11 protein-coding genes are annotated in these 16615 nt (G+C 58.9%); 5 read left to right on the top strand and 6 right to left on the bottom strand.

The genetic code is table 11. The annotated features are described in order from the left end of the window. Positions 1-155: 155 nt before the first annotated feature. A complete protein-coding gene (locus ATN00_RS13690; RefSeq protein ID WP_062065595.1) occupies positions 156-1274 on the bottom strand; it encodes an alpha/beta hydrolase in 1119 nt (372 codons plus the stop codon). A 23-nt stretch (positions 1275-1297) separates the two neighbouring features. Then, complete coding sequence (locus ATN00_RS13695; protein ID WP_082635219.1) at positions 1298-3034, bottom strand: carboxylesterase/lipase family protein; 1737 nt, start codon at positions 3032-3034, stop codon at positions 1298-1300. Positions 3035-3252: 218 nt separating this feature from the next. Between ATN00_RS13695 and ATN00_RS13700 the strand changes: the two genes are divergently transcribed. After that, entirely contained in the window at positions 3253-4191 is a 939-nt protein-coding gene (locus tag ATN00_RS13700) for a helix-turn-helix domain-containing protein (RefSeq protein WP_062065598.1), read from the top strand. 34 nt (positions 4192-4225) lie between these two features. Here ATN00_RS13700 and ATN00_RS13705 read toward each other — a convergent pair whose 3' ends face one another. Then, the gene (locus ATN00_RS13705; RefSeq protein WP_197413602.1) at positions 4226-4849 is read right to left on the bottom strand and encodes a TetR/AcrR family transcriptional regulator; all 624 of its coding nucleotides are present in this window, start codon (positions 4847-4849) and stop codon (positions 4226-4228) included. Positions 4850-5146: 297 nt separating this feature from the next. On the opposite strand from ATN00_RS13705, the gene ATN00_RS13710 reads away from it, so the two are divergent. Then, a complete protein-coding gene (locus ATN00_RS13710; RefSeq protein WP_231746283.1) occupies positions 5147-6550 on the top strand; it encodes a phosphotransferase in 1404 nt (467 codons plus the stop codon). A 37-nt stretch (positions 6551-6587) separates the two neighbouring features. Continuing rightward, entirely contained in the window at positions 6588-8780 is a 2193-nt protein-coding gene (locus ATN00_RS13715; RefSeq protein WP_062065603.1) for a molybdopterin-containing oxidoreductase family protein, read from the top strand. Positions 8781-8802: 22 nt separating this feature from the next. Here ATN00_RS13715 and ATN00_RS13720 read toward each other — a convergent pair whose 3' ends face one another. Further along, positions 8803-9711: a helix-turn-helix transcriptional regulator gene (locus ATN00_RS13720; RefSeq protein WP_062065606.1), complete on the bottom strand. Its 909-nt coding sequence runs from the start codon at positions 9709-9711 to the stop codon at positions 8803-8805. Positions 9712-9791: 80 nt separating this feature from the next. Then, positions 9792-10277, bottom strand: coding sequence for a hypothetical protein (locus tag ATN00_RS13725; protein ID WP_156415282.1), 486 nt, complete (start codon positions 10275-10277; stop codon positions 9792-9794). 627 nt (positions 10278-10904) lie between these two features. Between ATN00_RS13725 and ATN00_RS13730 the strand changes: the two genes are divergently transcribed. Then, positions 10905-13295 (top strand): TonB-dependent receptor, encoded by a 2391-nt coding sequence (locus ATN00_RS13730; RefSeq protein WP_062065612.1) that lies wholly within the window; start codon positions 10905-10907, stop codon positions 13293-13295. Between the two features lie 217 nt (positions 13296-13512). Here the strand turns inward: ATN00_RS13730 and ATN00_RS13735 are convergent, their stop codons facing one another. After that, the gene (locus ATN00_RS13735) at positions 13513-14808 is read right to left on the bottom strand and encodes a cytochrome P450 (RefSeq protein WP_062065615.1); all 1296 of its coding nucleotides are present in this window, start codon (positions 14806-14808) and stop codon (positions 13513-13515) included. A gap of 245 nt (positions 14809-15053) precedes the next feature. Between ATN00_RS13735 and ATN00_RS13740 the strand changes: the two genes are divergently transcribed. Then, on the top strand, positions 15054-16484 hold the full coding sequence (locus tag ATN00_RS13740; RefSeq protein WP_062065618.1) for an MmgE/PrpD family protein: 1431 nt from the start codon (positions 15054-15056) through the stop codon (positions 16482-16484). The last annotated feature ends 131 nt before the right edge of the window (positions 16485-16615 follow it).

Genomic DNA, 16615 nt, shown 5'->3' on the forward strand with positions numbered 1-16615 from the left:
TGCAATCGTGAGGGCCGCGAATGAAACGCCAATTCGAAAAATAGAATGAACCATGTTTTTCCTCCCCTGTTGTGCCGTCTCGTTTGTTTGCGAGGCCCGTCTTTAGCGGGATACCGGCGGGTAATATGTGTTCGCGACCGGCTAGGTCCGAATGATCAATTGCGGTCGGTTTCCTTGCCGAGATAACGGTCGAAAAAATCCACTGCCACTTGCCAGGCTGCGATGGCCTCGGGCACATCAGGCGTTTGCGTGAAATAGCCGTGGCCAAATCCCTCGCGGACATAAAGCTGGTTGGGCACTTTCGCAGCCACCAGATTGGCGCTTGTATCCAGGGCATTGCCCAGCAGCGCGTCGCGCGAGGACGACACGATCAAAGTTGGCGGAAACTTGGCTAGAATGGCGGGCGAACTGGCGGGGAAGGCATAGGGATCTTCCATATCCTTCGCCTTGAAATATTGAGGCATGGACAACATGGCCGGTTGCGGGGTGACCTGTGCGCCCGTCAGACCTAGCATCCAGTAGGAAGAATCGGATGCTCCACGTTTCGCCGCGCCGGCCGCCATGATCGCGATCGCCGCGGGGGGGCGCAACTGTTCCTTTTGCAGGCGCGCGACCAACTGGGCCGTCAGCATACCCCCAGCCGACGAGCCGTAAACGCCGATATTCTCAGGGCGATAGGTCTTGAGAAGGGCTCGATAGACAGTGACGGCGTCATCGGTTGCGGCCGGATAAACGGCTTCGGGCGCTTGCCGGTAGTCAACGGTGATGACACGGTATCCGGCCAGGCCGGCCATCGGCACCGCTTCTATCCTGCCGCCGATTCCGCCATTGCCCAGAATAAAACCGCCCCCGTGAAAGTTGATGAGGACCTTGTCAGCCTTATCGGCGGGCACACCTTTTCCAGGGGTAACAATATCCACGACCACGCCGTCGATCGTCGTGCGTTCGGTCTTGACCGGAAATCGTTTTTCCCATTGCGCCAGGATCGGGCCAGCCCATTTCTCATCATAAATGCGTCGGATGTTGAAGATGTCGCCAGAAAAGGCGGGATCTCCGCCACGGGCGAAATAGTCCGTGAACGCCTTGCGGGCTTCCGGGCTGAAGCTGCCGGGCATGGCGACGCTGTGCGCGGGCACACTGACGTTGCCGTCGGCGGTGAGCGTGGGATGATCCTGCTCCAACTTTTGTTCTCCGGTCGCAGGCGTCCCCGCCGCGAGGCAAAAGGCCAGGACGCTGGCGAGGCGCACGTAAAAGGCGGCTTTTTTTGTGGTCATGGGATGGCCCTTTCTTCGGTGGTTCAGCCTTTTGAGGGGGCCAGTGCATCCATCAGCATGGAGCGCACTTCTGTTCGAGGGTCGTTTTCGGCATGCGTTGGGACGTCGAAAACCATTGTTGCCCGCTCGGTCGGTTCATAAGGTTTCCATTGTGGAATGGCGGGGTTGTTGGGATTGCCGGTCGCAGCGAAATGAACCCAGGTGTCGCTCATGATCTTTGCCATGGCCGGGTTTTCAGGGCGGTCGCCCGCCATGCTCGAAGCCGTATAATTATTCATGGCGAAGGGAATGTCGCCGCCATGCGCGGCGCCTATGGCGCCATCGAGAGCCGCGGACTCCAGGTCGAAGCGATAAACATAAGCGGGCGCTGCGCCGGCCGCTTCCGCGCGCCGTTCGGCCCAGCGGATTGATCCGGCCCACATCACCCGATCGGTCACGAAAGAGCAGGCGATGTCGGTCGGCGATGCATCGGGCCGCTCGCGGCGATAGGCCGCCAGTAGCGCCGGTCCCTTTTCGCCGAAGGTCGCCGTCGCCATCTTTGCAAGACCAGCCTCATCCAAAGTGCCGAACCAGGGCATGCCGAACATCATCATCGTCATGTCATCGCGGGTGTAGCCTACCAGCACGGGCACATGCGTGCCGTTGGGCGACGCCACAGGCTCCATTGGATGAGTCGGCAAGATCGTCCCGTCGACGACCGGCATGAGGCCCATAAACTGTTCGGGGCTTGCAGCGCCCGCCAGCGCGGTGCTGATCGGCATCGCGTTCATGCGCTCGGCTTCCTGTACCAGCGTCGTAAACGGTACATCGTGGAGCTTGCGGAAATCCTTTGGAGCGATGTCGAGCCGGGTGAGCAGTTTTTCCGCATTACGTGCGGCGAGATCGGCCGGCGCGGCCTGCATCGCCGCGCCGCTCATTAAGTTGGCGCGATGGAACAGCCCTTTTGCCGATGGCATCGCGAGCAAAACTGAGGTTTTGCTTGCGCCGCCCGATGATCCATAGACAAGAACGCGTGACGGATCACCGCCAAAATTCTCGATATTGTCGCGCACCCATTGCAGAGCAGCGACAATGTCCAACATTCCTACGTTGCCCGAGGGGGCATAATCCGCTCCGCCAAGTTCAGCCAGATGAAGATAGCCGAGCGCGCCGAGTCGATGATTGATGGTCACGGCCACGGCGTCGCCACGTTGAGCCAGGCCCAGACCATCATACAGCTTCCAAGATCCCGAGCCGCTGGTGTAGGCACCCCCGTGCAGATAAACCAGGACGGGACGTTTGCGATCGCGTTGCGTGCTGGAAGTCCACACGTTGAGAACAAGGCAATCCTCGCCCATCGCCGGTTCGTCGCCCGCCATGCCATGCAGGAACGTCATGAAATTTTTCATCCGGATGGCACCCGGCCCCTCGGCCAGTTTGTCCATCCCGCCAGCTTCTGCGGCGCTGGCCTGGGGAGCTGTCGGACCGAATGACAGCGTATCGCGAACACCTGACCATGGTGCGACAGGTTGCGGCGGCATGAAGCGGCCCTTGCCACCTGTGGGGGCTCCGTAAGGAATGCCTTTGAATATGTAGACGCTGCCATCCCTGCTACCGCGGACCTTGCCTGCGGTGGTTTCAACGATCTCCCCTTTTCCCGTTCCGGCCGAACCCGTGGTTCCAGCGCCGGCTTGGGCGGGCTTGCTGCTGCCGATTATAGGCAATGCGGCCGCTCCGCCGATGCCACGTAACACATCGCGCCGTTCTGCAAGAGATCGCATCACTATCCTCTCCCTATCATAACATGTTGTTCACGCGGCAAACTTGACTTGCGCGTGGACGATATTGTCGGTGTTCGAGCAATGAGGGCCATCAAATCGCCGTTCATCACGCGATTGCCATGGGGAAGGAGTTAACTTAACCTCGTTCGCTACCGTAAGGGACGTCAGCGGGAAAAGCTGGGACTTTTTTTGGTAGTCGAAATGGAGAGGGTGGCCATATGACTATATCTGATGGCAATCGGAACGACGTTCGCGCCAATGTATGGCTAACGGCGATAGAGTGCCCGAAGGACGCAGAAGCGGAAATGCGTGATCTTTCGGATCGGCGCTATCGCCAATATTTGTTCGTTCACAGTGGTGGAGGCCTGGCCCGGTTGGAAGGGTGGCGAACTTCCCTTGCTGGCGGCGAAACGGCGTTTATCCCGGCTGGATCCCAGGCGCACGTCATGCTGGAAGGAGGCACCAAGTCTATCCTCTTTGGCATAGCCGATGATTTTTTGCTGTCTCGCGTCGTGCCTGCTTTGGGCGTATCTATCGCGAGTTATTGGCACGATTTTCACAGTCCAAAGAAATTGAGCCATTGGATCGGTCGCGCTGGAGCGGAGGATCGCAACCGGCTGTGGAATGAATTGCGACAAGCAGGCGGCAGGCTCGGAACGGCAAGCGACGGCGCCGTTGCTGCTTATATTCTTCTCACTCTTTTTGAGAAGAATAACAATTACAATGAGAGCAATGGGGAATTATTCCCAATATCCAATAGTGCCGATGAGATGTCGGGATCTGAACTTGATATCGTAAATCGATTTCGAGGGCTAATAGATGAAAACCTTGCAAGCGATTGGCAAATTGCCGATTACTGCGAGGCGTTGGACGTTAGGCCAGCGCAGTTGGTGCAGGCATGCAAGGCATTGCTTGGGAGCACCCCGGTCGCCGTAATCCAGGCGCAGAAAATTCTTCATGCCAAGCGAAAATTGGCATATTCGCGCGCTTCTGCGGCGGAAATATCCTACCAGCTTGGATTTGAAGATCCCGCTTATTTCAGCAGGTTTTTCCGGAAACGGACCGGCACCACGCCAGTTCAATTCCGCAAAAGCCAACGGACATTCGCGGTGTACGAAGACCCGGCCGGCACGGGCGCGTCTGCGAAACAGCGTTGATGGCGCGGAATGGTCACGGTTCAATATGTCGATGCTAACGGTTTTTCGAACGGGAGAGTGATGCAGATTCTCCAGCCGTTGGCCGCTCAATCTCCGGGTAGATGATCGAGCTTTCCATCACCCTCTGAAATGTCTCGGCAAACCGGGAAGCCTCGGCGCGGCGGTCATTGAGATTCTGCTTGAGATCGACCGCCATCATGGATGCCAGCCACATGGAGAGGCTGATGACCGCGGCGTGATCGGCGTCGATGTCGGGGCGGAGCCAGTTCCGTGCCTTTACCTCGCGATAATGTGATCGCGCGATCGCCAGCAGCGAATCTTCGCGTGCGTCACCAGCAAGAAGTCGAGACAGGAAACTACGTACCAGCTCGGGGCTATCGACCATCAGGCCGGCGACCATCAGATAATCGTTACGCGATGGCGTTTTGGCAAAATCGAAGACATGCGCGAGCCGGTCACGCAAATGAATCTGCACCTCAGCGATCAGATCGTCTCGGTCGCGGAAATGATGATACATGATGCCGCGGGTGCGGCCGGCTCGCTCCGCCACAGCCTGCATGGTGACGCGGTTGATCCCCTCTTCTGACCAGATCGCCAACGCCGCGTCCAGAAGAGCGGCATAGGTGTCGCGCCCGTTGGCGCGCTGACGTCGTTGCAATTCCGTCTCCGTTGTCAACATCGCGCCCGTTGCGACCCTGACCTTCATGCAGGGGCGAACGCGACAAGACCAGCCCCGATGATCGAGTCACTATTATATATACATCAATGTACAATTAGCATTGACCATTTTCCAGCCTCGCTATAGCCTCGGTCTTGCAGCGCCAGATCTGATCGATTCTGAACCCATAGGCAGGGGCGCTGAAACAAAGCCGCGGGGACATTCGGCAACGGCCATCGGAGCTTCCTACGGCTCCAATGCGCCGCCATCGTCCGGCGGTCAGGAGAGGAGAGGGATATGGCGACCGTTGAGTTGGACCATCCGGTCGAGGCATCGGAACTGTCTTTCGAGCAGCAGCAGGCTGGCATTACGCGTTGGGTGCGTGACACCTTGGGCGCGAAGGTGACCAGCATTGTGCGACAGCGCCGCTGGCGCCCGGTGTGGCGGGTATTTATCGAGAAGGACGGCGTGGAATCGAGCCTGTTGTTCAAGAGCACCCGGCCTTGGCCCGACCATCCCTATCCACTCCGTCATGAATATGAAGTGCTCAAGGTCTTGCAGGACAATGGGGTCCTCATTCCGACGTTGCACGGCATGTGCGCGGAACCCGAAGCGATCGTCATGGAATGGGTGCGTGGAGGCCGTGATCCGGGCCTTGTGATGGAGGCGGAGGAAAGCCGGTCGGTGATGACCCCTGATCGCTGGGCGGCCAGCCTGAAATATATGGAAGCGTTGGCCGACATCCACCGCATACCGCCCGAACAGTTCTCCGGCACTGAGCTGCCGTTTCCGCAGACGCCTGCCGATATTGCACTCAACAGCGTGCAGCGCTTCTATGCGATGTGCCTGGAGCAAAATGTCGTCGATCCATTGATGGAATTTTGCGACCTCTGGCTGCGGCGTAATGTGCCACAGGATCTGACGCATATCTCCTTCGTCACTGGCGACTGTGGGCAGTTTCTGTCGGACGGGCCGGAAATGACAGCAATCATCGACATGGAGGTCGGTCATCTGGGTGATAATCACCATGACCTCGCCTGTTTCCGCGGGCGCCATCCCATCGAGAATATGGGCGATCTTCCGGCGCTCTATCGCCATTATGAAAAGGCGCTGGGGCGACCGGTCGATTTCCACAAGATCGCTTATCAGACGATCGTGTTCATGTCGGTTGGCTATTATGCGCCCTTGTTCGCGCTCGCCAATCGAGCGCCCGGCGGCGACTGGGTGGAAAGCGCGGTCCAGGTTGCGATGATCGGGCGTCGTTGCCTGGAAGCGTTGGCCGAGATCATCGGTATCGAGCTGGAGCAGTTCGCCCTGCCAGCGCCGCGCGTGACGCCGATAGAGGATATGGCGCTACAGAAGCTGGCTGACGAGATCCGTAGCATCCCGACCTCGCCGGGGTTTGAGGACTGGCAGCGCGGGGTCATCGCCACCATTCCCGAATTCCTGGTCAACCAGCAGCATTATGGCGCCTGGGCCGAAGCGGAGGATCTGAATGACGCCGAAGCTCTGCTGGGGTATCGGCCGGTCGACCTCAATGCTGCCGATCGGGATCTTGTCGCCTATATCAAGGCGGCTGGACCGGAAGAGGATGTCGCCCTCGTCCGGTTCCTGTATCGCCGGATGTTGCGTAAATGCCTGGTGATCGCTGGCGGAAACAAGGATCATCTGGTGATGGTGGAGATGGAACCGATCCTGTGATCGAGGTTCTATCTTTGAGCGGAGTGGGAGATATCGGGTGAGCGAAACCCGCATCGGCATCTGTAAGGTCTGCTGGGCCTGCTGTCCCGTCGAGGTCACGATCGAGGAAGGGCGCGCCATCAAGGTTGTGGGCGACCGGCAGTCGCCCATCTATGGCGGCTATACCTGCCCCAAGGGCCGCGCCATGCCCGAGGGCCATTATGCCGAGAGCCGCATCCTGCACCCGCAAAAGCGCATGCCGGACGGCAGCTATCAATCCATTCCAATGGAGCAGGCGATCGATGAAATCGCTGCTCGGCTACAGGCGATCAGCGACGAACATGGCGTCGACGCGATCGCCGTCTATCCCGGCAACGGCAATCTCAGTAATCCGATCAATCCGGTGATTGGCGCCATGTTCATCATGGCGCTCGGAACCTTTCCCCATCGCTTCTTCTCCGTGCAGACGATCGATCAGGCGGGGAAGGTGATCGCGCAGGCGCTGCACGGACGCTGGATGGCCGGGCCCAATGCCTTCGCCGATGCCGACAGCTGGATCATGGTTGGCACCAACCCGGTGATTTCCAAACAGGGCATGTCGGTCAATCCGGGACAGACCGTGAAGCAAGCGGTCAAGAATGGCATGAAGCTCATCGTGATCGACCCGCGGGAGACGGAATCGGCGGCGCATGCCTTTCTCCACATACGGCCGCAACCAGGACAGGACTCGACGCTGCTGGCCGGCCTGCTGCACGTGATCCTGACCGAGGGGCTGTATGATCGCGATTTTGTTGAAACCAATGCCGTGGGCATCGATGCACTGAAGGTGGCCGTCGCGCCTTTCACACCCGATCATGTAGCCGATGTCGCGGGTGTTTCGGCGGCGGACATCGTGTTGGCAGCGCGCACATTTGCGGAGGCGAAGAGTGGATGCGTGGTCACGGCCACTGGCGCACATTTCCCGCTACACGGCACTCTGGCGGAATACCTGGCGCTTTGCCTCAATAGCGTATGCGGACGCTGGGTGCGGGCAGGTGAGCAGCATTCGCAGCCGCACGTTTTATTGCCTGACGTACCGATCCGGGCGCAGCCCTATGCGCCTTATACGCCCTGGGATTATAGTGAGACCAGCCGGATCAACGGTCTGCCGAAAACCGTCGTTGGGGCGCCGACGGGCACCCTGCCGGACGAGATACTAACCCCCGGTAAGGGACAGGTTCGAGCGCTGATCTGCTCAGGCAGCAATCCAGCCGTTTCCCTTCCTGACCAGAACCGGGCGGGGCGAGCGCTGGGTGCGCTCGACCTGCTGGTCGCGATCGACGTGGAAATGTCGAATACCGCACGCATGGCGGACTATGTCATTCCGGACCGTATGTCGCTGGAAACGCCTGGCTGCACGCAGTTCACCGAATCAATGAAATATTACGGTATCTGGACGGGCGGGTTTGAACAGCCCTATGCGATGTACGCGCCTGCCACCGTTGAGCCGCCAGCCGGTTCGGACACAATCGAAAGCTGGCAGTTCTTTTATGAGCTGGCCAAGAAGCTGGGCAAGCAGATCACCTATTTCGGTAATGCGGCGGGGACGGGCGAGCATTGGGACAAGTTTCCGGTTCCCTTCGCGCTTCCGCTTGATCGCCGTCCCTCGACTGAGGAGATGTTCGAGGCGATGTGCGCCGGATCACGTGTTCCGTTGGAGGAGGTGCGCCGGCATCAACATGGCAAGCTTTTTACGGAACTCGACCTTACCGTGCTGCCCCGTGGAGAGGATTGCGAGGCGATGCTCCAACTGGCCGATCCGACGATGATGGCCGAATTGGGAGTTGTCCTGGTCAAACGCGGTGACACGGCGCAGCCCAGCGCGGAATTCCCATTGTTGCTAACGCCGCGGCGGAGCAACGAGATGATGAATTCCATCGGCCGCAACAATCCGAAGCTGACGGTCAAGAGACGGCACAATCCAGCTTTCGTTAACCCAGCCGAACTGCAGCGGTTTGGCGTCACATCCGGCGAGGTCGTGCGTATACGTTCGGTTCATGGAGTGATCGATGGCGTGGTCGAGGTCGATTCCCGTCTGCGTCCAGGGGTTCTGTCGATGTCACATTGCTTCGGCACCAACCCTGATGAGGCGGATGATGCCCTAGGTGAAGGTGGGTGCACCTCCCGATTGATGGATGCACAGGCAGCCTTCGATCCTATCTTCGGCCAACCGCGGATGGGTGCTATTCCCGTGACAATAGAACGCGTATAGTCTTGGCCGATCAAGGCCTGAGCTATCTTGCGCCGTGCAACATTTCCTGTCGAAAACGACGCGGGCTTATCCCGGTCGCCTTGCGAAAAGCGGCGCTGAACGCAGCGGCGCTCTGGAACCCGCAATTGCCCGCGACGACCTTTATCATCGCCCCCTCCTGAACCAGTTCACGTTTGGCCCGCATGATCCGCGCATCGGAAATATAGCTGCTGATGGTCGTCCCCACGGTGTTCTTGAAGGTTCGCATCAGATGCCGTGAACTCAGCCCGCACTCTTGCGCCAGGTCGACGATGGACAGGGGACCGTTCAACCCGGCATCGATACGCTCCTGAAGGCGGCGCAGGCGCCAATCCGCCATCCGTCCATCGCACATGTCGTCCGAAACCGGTCGCATCTGGAGATGGCGGCACAGGTCGATGATCAATGACAAGGCGATGGTTTCTACCAGCATATCCTGTGCAAAGCCCGGATTGCGAACCTCTTTGGCAATGCGGGCAAGGCCTTGCCGAACCCATGGAGACTTAACGTCGAAACAGGGCGGCAGGGAACCAGGGAGATCCTCGCTCTGAAAGATGCGTTCAGCCATGATATCTTCGAAGGTGAGGCAAAGGACCCGATATTCGCTGGGCTCGCAACGCGCCTCAAACTGAGATCCCATCGGCAGATAGGCCACCTCGCCGAAGGGCGGTGTGTTGCGCCGCCCCTCCGACAGCAACCGCGCTCCATGTGCACGCGGCCCCAGCGAATAATCCAGGTAGTGACTGTTCGCTTCAAACTGCGCGTCGCAGGATCGTTCCCACGCAAAATGACGAATGTCGGCGCGAATGCCGTTGGCGACGATGCTGTTTTCGACATGGAAATAGGAGGCCGTGACCGGTTGGCAAAGTATGACGTCAGCAGAGCTGTGTCCGGTAGTTTGCACGTTTCCCATTGCCCCTCCTACTCGCGAATATCCATGTCCGCGTAGCAATCGGGGTTTATGCCCTAATTTGGCCCAATCGGCGAGTCTGATCACAAGGCACGACTATTCATGTATGTTGCGTGCGATGGAAAGCCACAACAATGAAGCAAGCAGGACGACCCGAGGCTGAGCGACAGGGCAATTCTCACGCGCACGCCATGCGACGCCATCACGACCTGACCCACGTCGCTGATCAGGCCTATGACTGGAGACCCCAGCCCGTAGCCAGCCAACGAAATGACGCCGATCATCAATGCAGCAGCAGTCGCCCGCATCGATAGCGGGGACACATTTTGTGCCAGTATATACAGGGCTGGCATGGGAAAATGCTGACCAGTGAGGTCGCGAGCAGTAGGCGGCTCGCGATCAGGATGGATTCCACCATGAACGCCGTCGCAAAAACGCGGCCCGATCAGATTAGCCCCAACGTCGGCCGCCATGTCCTGATCAGGGGAAGCGGTTGCGCCACCATTGATCAACGGGCCTGTGACCAGCATGACGAATATGTCGATGCCACCCGTCGCCAGGCCCAGCAAGGTAGCAGCGCTACTGCCAGGCAGGCCGTCCGCTCGCATTAGGAAGGAGACCGTATATTGAGGGTTCGAATAGCTTACGAAACCTGCGACGCCGCCAGCGCCCAGATCAGTCCGCCCGTCAAACCTGTGCTGACAATTGTCGTATCGGCTTTCAATGGCTGCTTCCCGCCCAACGGCATGCTTGCCCCTCGCTCCGAACATTTTATGACTTTGATTATGTAGCGGGGGATAGGCAGGTTAAGTTCAACCATATGTGCGATCGGGACTTTCTATCGCCAAACGTCCCTGCCACCAGCTTTTGGGCCTCAAGTCGCCGCTCATAGGTCGCATCGCTCACCTCGCCCTCGTCGCCGGATGACATTGGACGGCGGAATTGCTGACCTGGTCGGCGGCTTTCGCGATCTGTAGCAACGCATCGTTTGCGTGCTGCAAGGCCGTATAGATTCCGGTACGCACCAGTCCCGGATGAAGCGGAAAGTATTTCCATTGCGCTATCGGGGTGGCGCCATGTCACTTTGGGAACAGTCTTGTTGGATTGAGGAAGCCAGAGCATCTGTTAGGATGGCCCATAACGAAAAATCACAAAGGGAGAGAGTAATGGGAAGAACAAGAATATTGCGTTGCGCTTTGCTACTGTCATCCGCGGTAGTCGCGGTCCAGTCAGCGCAAGCGCAAGACAGTCAAACGCCACAGAATCGCGTTACAGGGGGTATTGAAGATATCGTCGTTACCGCGCGTCGCACGGAAGAAAATCTCCAGACCACCCCGGTAGCAGTCACCGCGCTTGGCGCGGAAGCGATCAAGAACGCGCAGATTACGGACGCGGCGGCGCTGCAGAAAACCGCACCGGGCCTGTCCATCTCCACCGGCTCGGCCGGTGGCTCGGGCTTTGCCAATATTTCCATCCGCGGTTCGGCCACGCTTAACCCTGGCACAGCGAACGATCCGGCAGTCGCTACCTATCTGGACGGTGTCTATATCGCGCGTCCGTCGCAGGGGTTGACTGATCTTATCGACATGCAACGGATCGAGGTATTGCGCGGACCGCAGGGGACGCTATTCGGCCGGAATACGACCGGCGGTGCCCTTAACATCATCACCCGGGATCCCACGGGCGATTTCGAAGGCGAAGTGCGCGGTCGGATCGGCAATTATGGTCTGCGTAATGCAGGCGCCACGCTCAACGTCCCGATCATGGGCGAAGAACTCGCGATGCGCGTCGTCTATGAATTCACCGATCGCAACGGCTATGCCCGCAACAGCTTCACTGGACAGGACGTCAATGACCGCAACAGCCAATATGTGCGCGGCAAGATCAAATGGGCGCCGGCGGACAGCGACTGGTCGGTCACGCTCGCAGGCGACTATAACAAGATCAAAGACCATGGGCAGTTTGTCGGGCTGAAGGATTTTCTGCCTACAGCCAACCCCGCCATCGGCGCTATCAACGCGCTGTTTCCGCTCTCCGCCTATCTTCATACCAAGGATAGCTGGTACACCACCGCCAACCAGCAATTCATCAACAACTACACGACCGAAGGTAAGTATAGCGGCCGGAACAACGGCTATGATCGTCTGACCGCATCCGGCGGATCGTTGACGGTTGAAGGGCGGCTGGGCGATATCAATGTCAAATCGATCACTGCCTATCGGTACAGCTTTTCCATCGGTCTGGGCGAACTCGATGGCACGCCGATCCAGATCCTGGCGGCGGAAAGCTATTATGGATCGAAGCAATGGTCCCAGGAACTTCAGTTCTCGGGCGATCTGACCGATCGACTCAGCTATATTTTCGGCGGTTACTATTCCAATGAAAAGGGCTCGGAGGCATCGCTCTCTCAGACCTTCGGAGTGCTTCAACCGCCGACCTCCACCAACAAGGGCTATGCCGAGAATCGGTCGGCTGTGCGGAATAAATCGACGGGTGTGTTCGGCCAGCTCTATTACGATATCACGGATCGGTTGAGCTTCACGGGTGGTCTTCGCTGGACCTGGGATACGCGCGGTACTACATCGTTCAATCGTACCAGCATCAATCCCAGCGTCTGTGCGCCCGAACTGGTGGCCCAGCCCGACTTCCAGCCACCTTGCAGCTTGGGACGGGTTGCGAAATTCAACTATCCTGCCTGGACGGCAGGGTTGGATTTCAAGGCGAACGACAATGTCTTCGCCTATATCAAAACCAGCGGCGCTGCCAAGGCAGGTGGTTGGAACCTGCGTAACGGGTCGGTCAACACGCCAGCCTTCGATCCGGAAAAGGTGAAGGACATCGAACTGGGCCTGAAATTGGAATCGGACGATCGCCGCGCACGCGCCAACATCGCGATATTCTATTCCTGGCAGACGGGCGTGCAGCGTAATGCGGGCGCTGTGGTCAACGGCCTCACCACCCAATATCTTCTGAATGCCGGCGATCAGGACGTGTATGGCGCCGAATTCGAACTGACCGTGATTCCGTGGGAGGGCATGACGCTGGCCGGTAATGCAAGCTTGCAGGCTGGCAACTATCGCAGGGGCAGTTTCACCGAAACTCGTGCCATCGCAGGCGGCACAGGCGCGGACTGCGTCCCGAACCCGGCCAACCCGGCGGCTCCGTTATGCATCGTGGATCGTAGCGGTGAAAATGTGCCACAGCTGCCCAAAACACAGGTCAACATCAGTGCGAATCAGGTGTTTCCGCTGGGATTTGGGGAACTGGCGCTGCACGCGAACTATTCCTATGTCAGTAGCCAGTGGTTTGACACGACGACGGCTGACCCGCGGGAATCCGCTGCAACTATCGCAGCTCTCACCCGGCAGAACCAGTTGGGTCGCATTGATGGTTATGGCCTGCTCGACGGACGGGTTTCAGTCACGCTGAACGAACCTGATCTGGAAGTCTACGCCTTCGCCAAGAACATCACCGGCAAGAAGTATACGACCCGGTCATTCAGCAATCTCTATTCCAGCCTCGGGGTGGCATTCGAATGGATCGGTCAGCCCTTCACCTGGGGGGTAGGCACGACCTTCCGGTTCTGAGCCTGAGCAGCACCGGCGGTGCTTCGTCAACATCGCCGGCGTTTGCTGACAATGATGCGGGGATCATCACTGCCTCCGCTGATTGAAATGTCCGATCATGCAAATGACCTGCCCGGGATGATGTTCATCCCGGGCAGCCTCATGTGGCCGAGCGCGGCGCAAAGCGGAGGTCGCTGAATTACCCCGGCACGCACTGCGACGCGCCGGGATCGAAGGATCAGGCGTCCCAGATAGCGTGGACCGCGTCCGCGCCGCGCATGTGCATGCCACGGATAACCGGATGCGGATGTGCAGGGTCGAGCCGCAGATTTGGGAAATCGAGCAGCAGGTCCAAAGCCACTGCCATTTCCATACGGGCGATATGCATGCCCATGCAGATGTGCGGGCCGAACCCGAAGCTGAGCAGCGGCCGCATAGGCCTTTCCAACCAGAAGTCGTTCGGACGCTCATAGGTCGACGGATCGCGGTTCGCCGCTCCGATCGACAAGGTGACCGCAGTGCCCTTGGGAACGGTCACGCCGCACACTTCCATGTCCTGCGCCGCGATGCGGGCTAGGTTGGTTGCGACCGGATCAAGGCGCATCGATTCTGTAATGGCTTTGTTGATCAGGCTGCGGTCGGCACGCACTTTTTCCATCGCTTCGGGATTTTCGAACAGCATGATCAGCAGGTTCGCGAAACTCCGGCTTGTCGTCTCCGCCGCCGCGAGTAGCAGCATCCGAACGAAACCGGTAATTTCCTCGTCCGTGAAGCGTTGGCCTTCGAGTTCGACATTCTGCATGAAGCTGATCAGGTCTTCGCGCTCGTCGCCCGATGCCCGGCGGGCGCGGACGATGGGCAGCACATGATCGAACAGTTGCTGACCGGCATCCATAGCGGCCGGTCCGGTAACCGCCAGCTTGGCGGGATCGATCTGTGGCCCGCTCAATATGCGTAGGGCCCAACTGGCGAATTTCATGACCGTGTCGCCATCCCCGTCATCGGGAAAGCCAAACAACGCGTAGACGACCCGCACAGGGAAGGGCAAAGCAAGTTCGCGAACCAGGTCCGCGCTCCCCTTGGGCCGGAGTTTGTCGGTATACTCGCGCTGAATGATGGGGCGCATCATCGTTTCCTGCAGGCGGGCGATAACCGGCATGGCAAAGGCCGGAGCCAGCAGGGCGCGATATTTCTTGTGTTCTTCGTCATCCATGCCGGTGAGAAGGAGATTGTCGACCGCGGCGCCGAAGCCGTCGGCCATGATATAGCTTTTCCAGTTGGTGGAATCGCGCAGGATCGCGTGTACGTCGGGATAGCGGAAAACGGTCATGACCGGACGGCCACTGCCGGCATAGTCGGCCTGGCTCGGCACCCCGAAGCGGGCGAGGATGTCACCATCCATGACCGGCTCCTCCTCGCGGAGTTCTGCGAGCATGGGATAGGGATTGGCAGGGCCGGTGCCGCTGTAGGTTTCGCTCACCATAAGGAAATCATGCGCCATCTCGTCCAGATTGGTCGCTGCTTCTTCGTTCATTACAATCTCCACCATAGCGGCCTTTGCTCGTCCCCGCGGTCGGGGCATGGGGCCTTTCCTTGGATGCGGAATCGGTCCGCGCCTCCTATCTAGCGATATAGGCGAAATCTTCTCGGAAACGCGTGCCTAATGCATTTCCAGCCTTTCCGCGATAGTTTGTCGCTGTGAGGACAGCAAAATTCGATCGCAAGATGGGTTCCTGTTCTAATGCCGTCCCAAAGCGGATCGGACAGGAGAGACATCCCATGAGCGGGGCGCAGCAAGCAATCGAGTCAATTCTTATAGGCGGCCCCGAAAATGGTTCCGGGCGGAGCCCCGAGGCGACCATCGCAGCATGGGCAAGCAGCCTCTGCTATGAGGATCTGCCCGCCGATGTCGTTGCCGGGATGAAATTGTTGCTGCGTACGATCATCGGCACGGCGGTCGCTGGCGCGACGGCGGACGGGTGCGAAGATGTGGTGGCGCAGGTCATGGAATGGGGAGGCACGACGGAGGCTTCCATCTGGTTCCACGGCGGGAAGGTTCCAGTTCACGCAGCGGCACTGGCCAACAGCACCATGGCGCGCGCGCTCGACATTTGTGACTTTGCTGTGCCTGGGCAGCATATCGGCAGCAGCCTCGTGCCCGTGGTGCTGGGCATGGCCGAACGGGTGGGCGGGGTAAGCGGACGCACACTGATCGCAGCCATGACTGCCGGTTCAGAGATCGCAATCCGCTTGGGGCATGTGGCGCGGCTGGACGGCTTCGATCCCACCGGAGCTTGCTCGATCTTCGCGCCGACGATTGCCGCGGGCCGCATCCTCGGTCTCACCGAAAAGCAGATGGCCAATGCGCTGGCGCTCGCTTTCAACAAGGCGGGCAGCAGCTTCCAGAGCAATGTCGACGCCTCGCTCGCCGTGCGGGTCATCCAGGGTTTCGTGTCGCAGGATTCCGTCATCTGCGCCCAACTCGCCCAACGCAACATCACTGGCCCGAAAAACTGGCTCACCGGCATATGGGGCTATTATCATCTATTCTGCAAAGATGCGCGCAACGATTCCCTCCTGCTCGGCGGGCTGGGTGAGCAGTGGTTCGCGCGCAATTTCGGTTACAAGACACGCCCTCAATGCGGCGCAACCATCTCCAGCACCGATGCCGTCATGGATCTGTTGAAGGCCCATCCCTTCGAACCGGAGGATGTCGACCGGATCGACATTCACATGGCGGCTGAAGGGCCGTGCAGCCTCGTCGGATCGGGCTTCGAGTTGGGTGACAATCCGCAGGTCAACGGCCAGTTCAATGTCCGCTATTGCGTGGCCAACGCCATTGTACGCAAAACCGTTCGGCTTGCCCATTTCACCAACGAAGCAGTTGCCGATCCCCAGGTTGGCGCGCTGGCGCAGCGCATCCATACTCACCTGACCCCGGAATTGATGGAAGGTCGCGTCGAGCTTGCCGCACGCGTTGCGGTCGAGATTCGTTTCCAGGACGGACGCATTCTAACCTGCGGAGCAGACGGGCCGTCGGGCATAGGCGCCAAGGCCAAGACCGAAGAGCAGCATCTTACCGACTTCCATGAGCATGTGAATTATGGCGGTAAGCCGATCGCCAAAGATACCGCAAACGCCATCGTTTCGCAGATTTCCCGTCTGGAAGAGATGGAGGATGTTCGTGACATCTTGTGCCTGTTGACCTGACGTCAACAAGTCGCCGCCGAAAACACTCCGCGATGCAGCTGCGGCAGACAGAAGAAAGGAGACATAGAAGAGCTATTCCTGATAAGGATCATGCCAATAAAGGCGGCAAATATTCTTGAGGGGAGGGTGGC

The sequence above is a fragment of the Sphingobium baderi genome (assembly GCF_001456115.1).
Classification (GTDB): domain Bacteria; phylum Pseudomonadota; class Alphaproteobacteria; order Sphingomonadales; family Sphingomonadaceae; genus Sphingobium; species Sphingobium baderi_A.

Excerpts from the sequence above, each read along its gene's own strand:
- ATN00_RS13690 (WP_062065595.1), bottom strand. The coding sequence starts at position 1,274 with ATGACCACAAAAAAAGCCGCCTTTTACGTGCGCCTCGCCAGCGTCCTG.
- ATN00_RS13710 (WP_231746283.1), top strand. The coding sequence starts at position 5,147 with ATGGCGACCGTTGAGTTGGACCATCCGGTCGAGGCATCGGAACTGTCT.
- ATN00_RS13735 (WP_062065615.1), bottom strand. The coding sequence starts at position 14,808 with ATGAACGAAGAAGCAGCGACCAATCTGGACGAGATGGCGCATGATTTC.
- ATN00_RS13695 (WP_082635219.1), bottom strand. The coding sequence starts at position 3,034 with ATGCGATCTCTTGCAGAACGGCGCGATGTGTTACGTGGCATCGGCGGA.
- ATN00_RS13700 (WP_062065598.1), top strand. The coding sequence starts at position 3,253 with ATGACTATATCTGATGGCAATCGGAACGACGTTCGCGCCAATGTATGG.
- ATN00_RS13740 (WP_062065618.1), top strand. The coding sequence starts at position 15,054 with ATGAGCGGGGCGCAGCAAGCAATCGAGTCAATTCTTATAGGCGGCCCC.
- ATN00_RS13720 (WP_062065606.1), bottom strand. The coding sequence starts at position 9,711 with ATGGGAAACGTGCAAACTACCGGACACAGCTCTGCTGACGTCATACTT.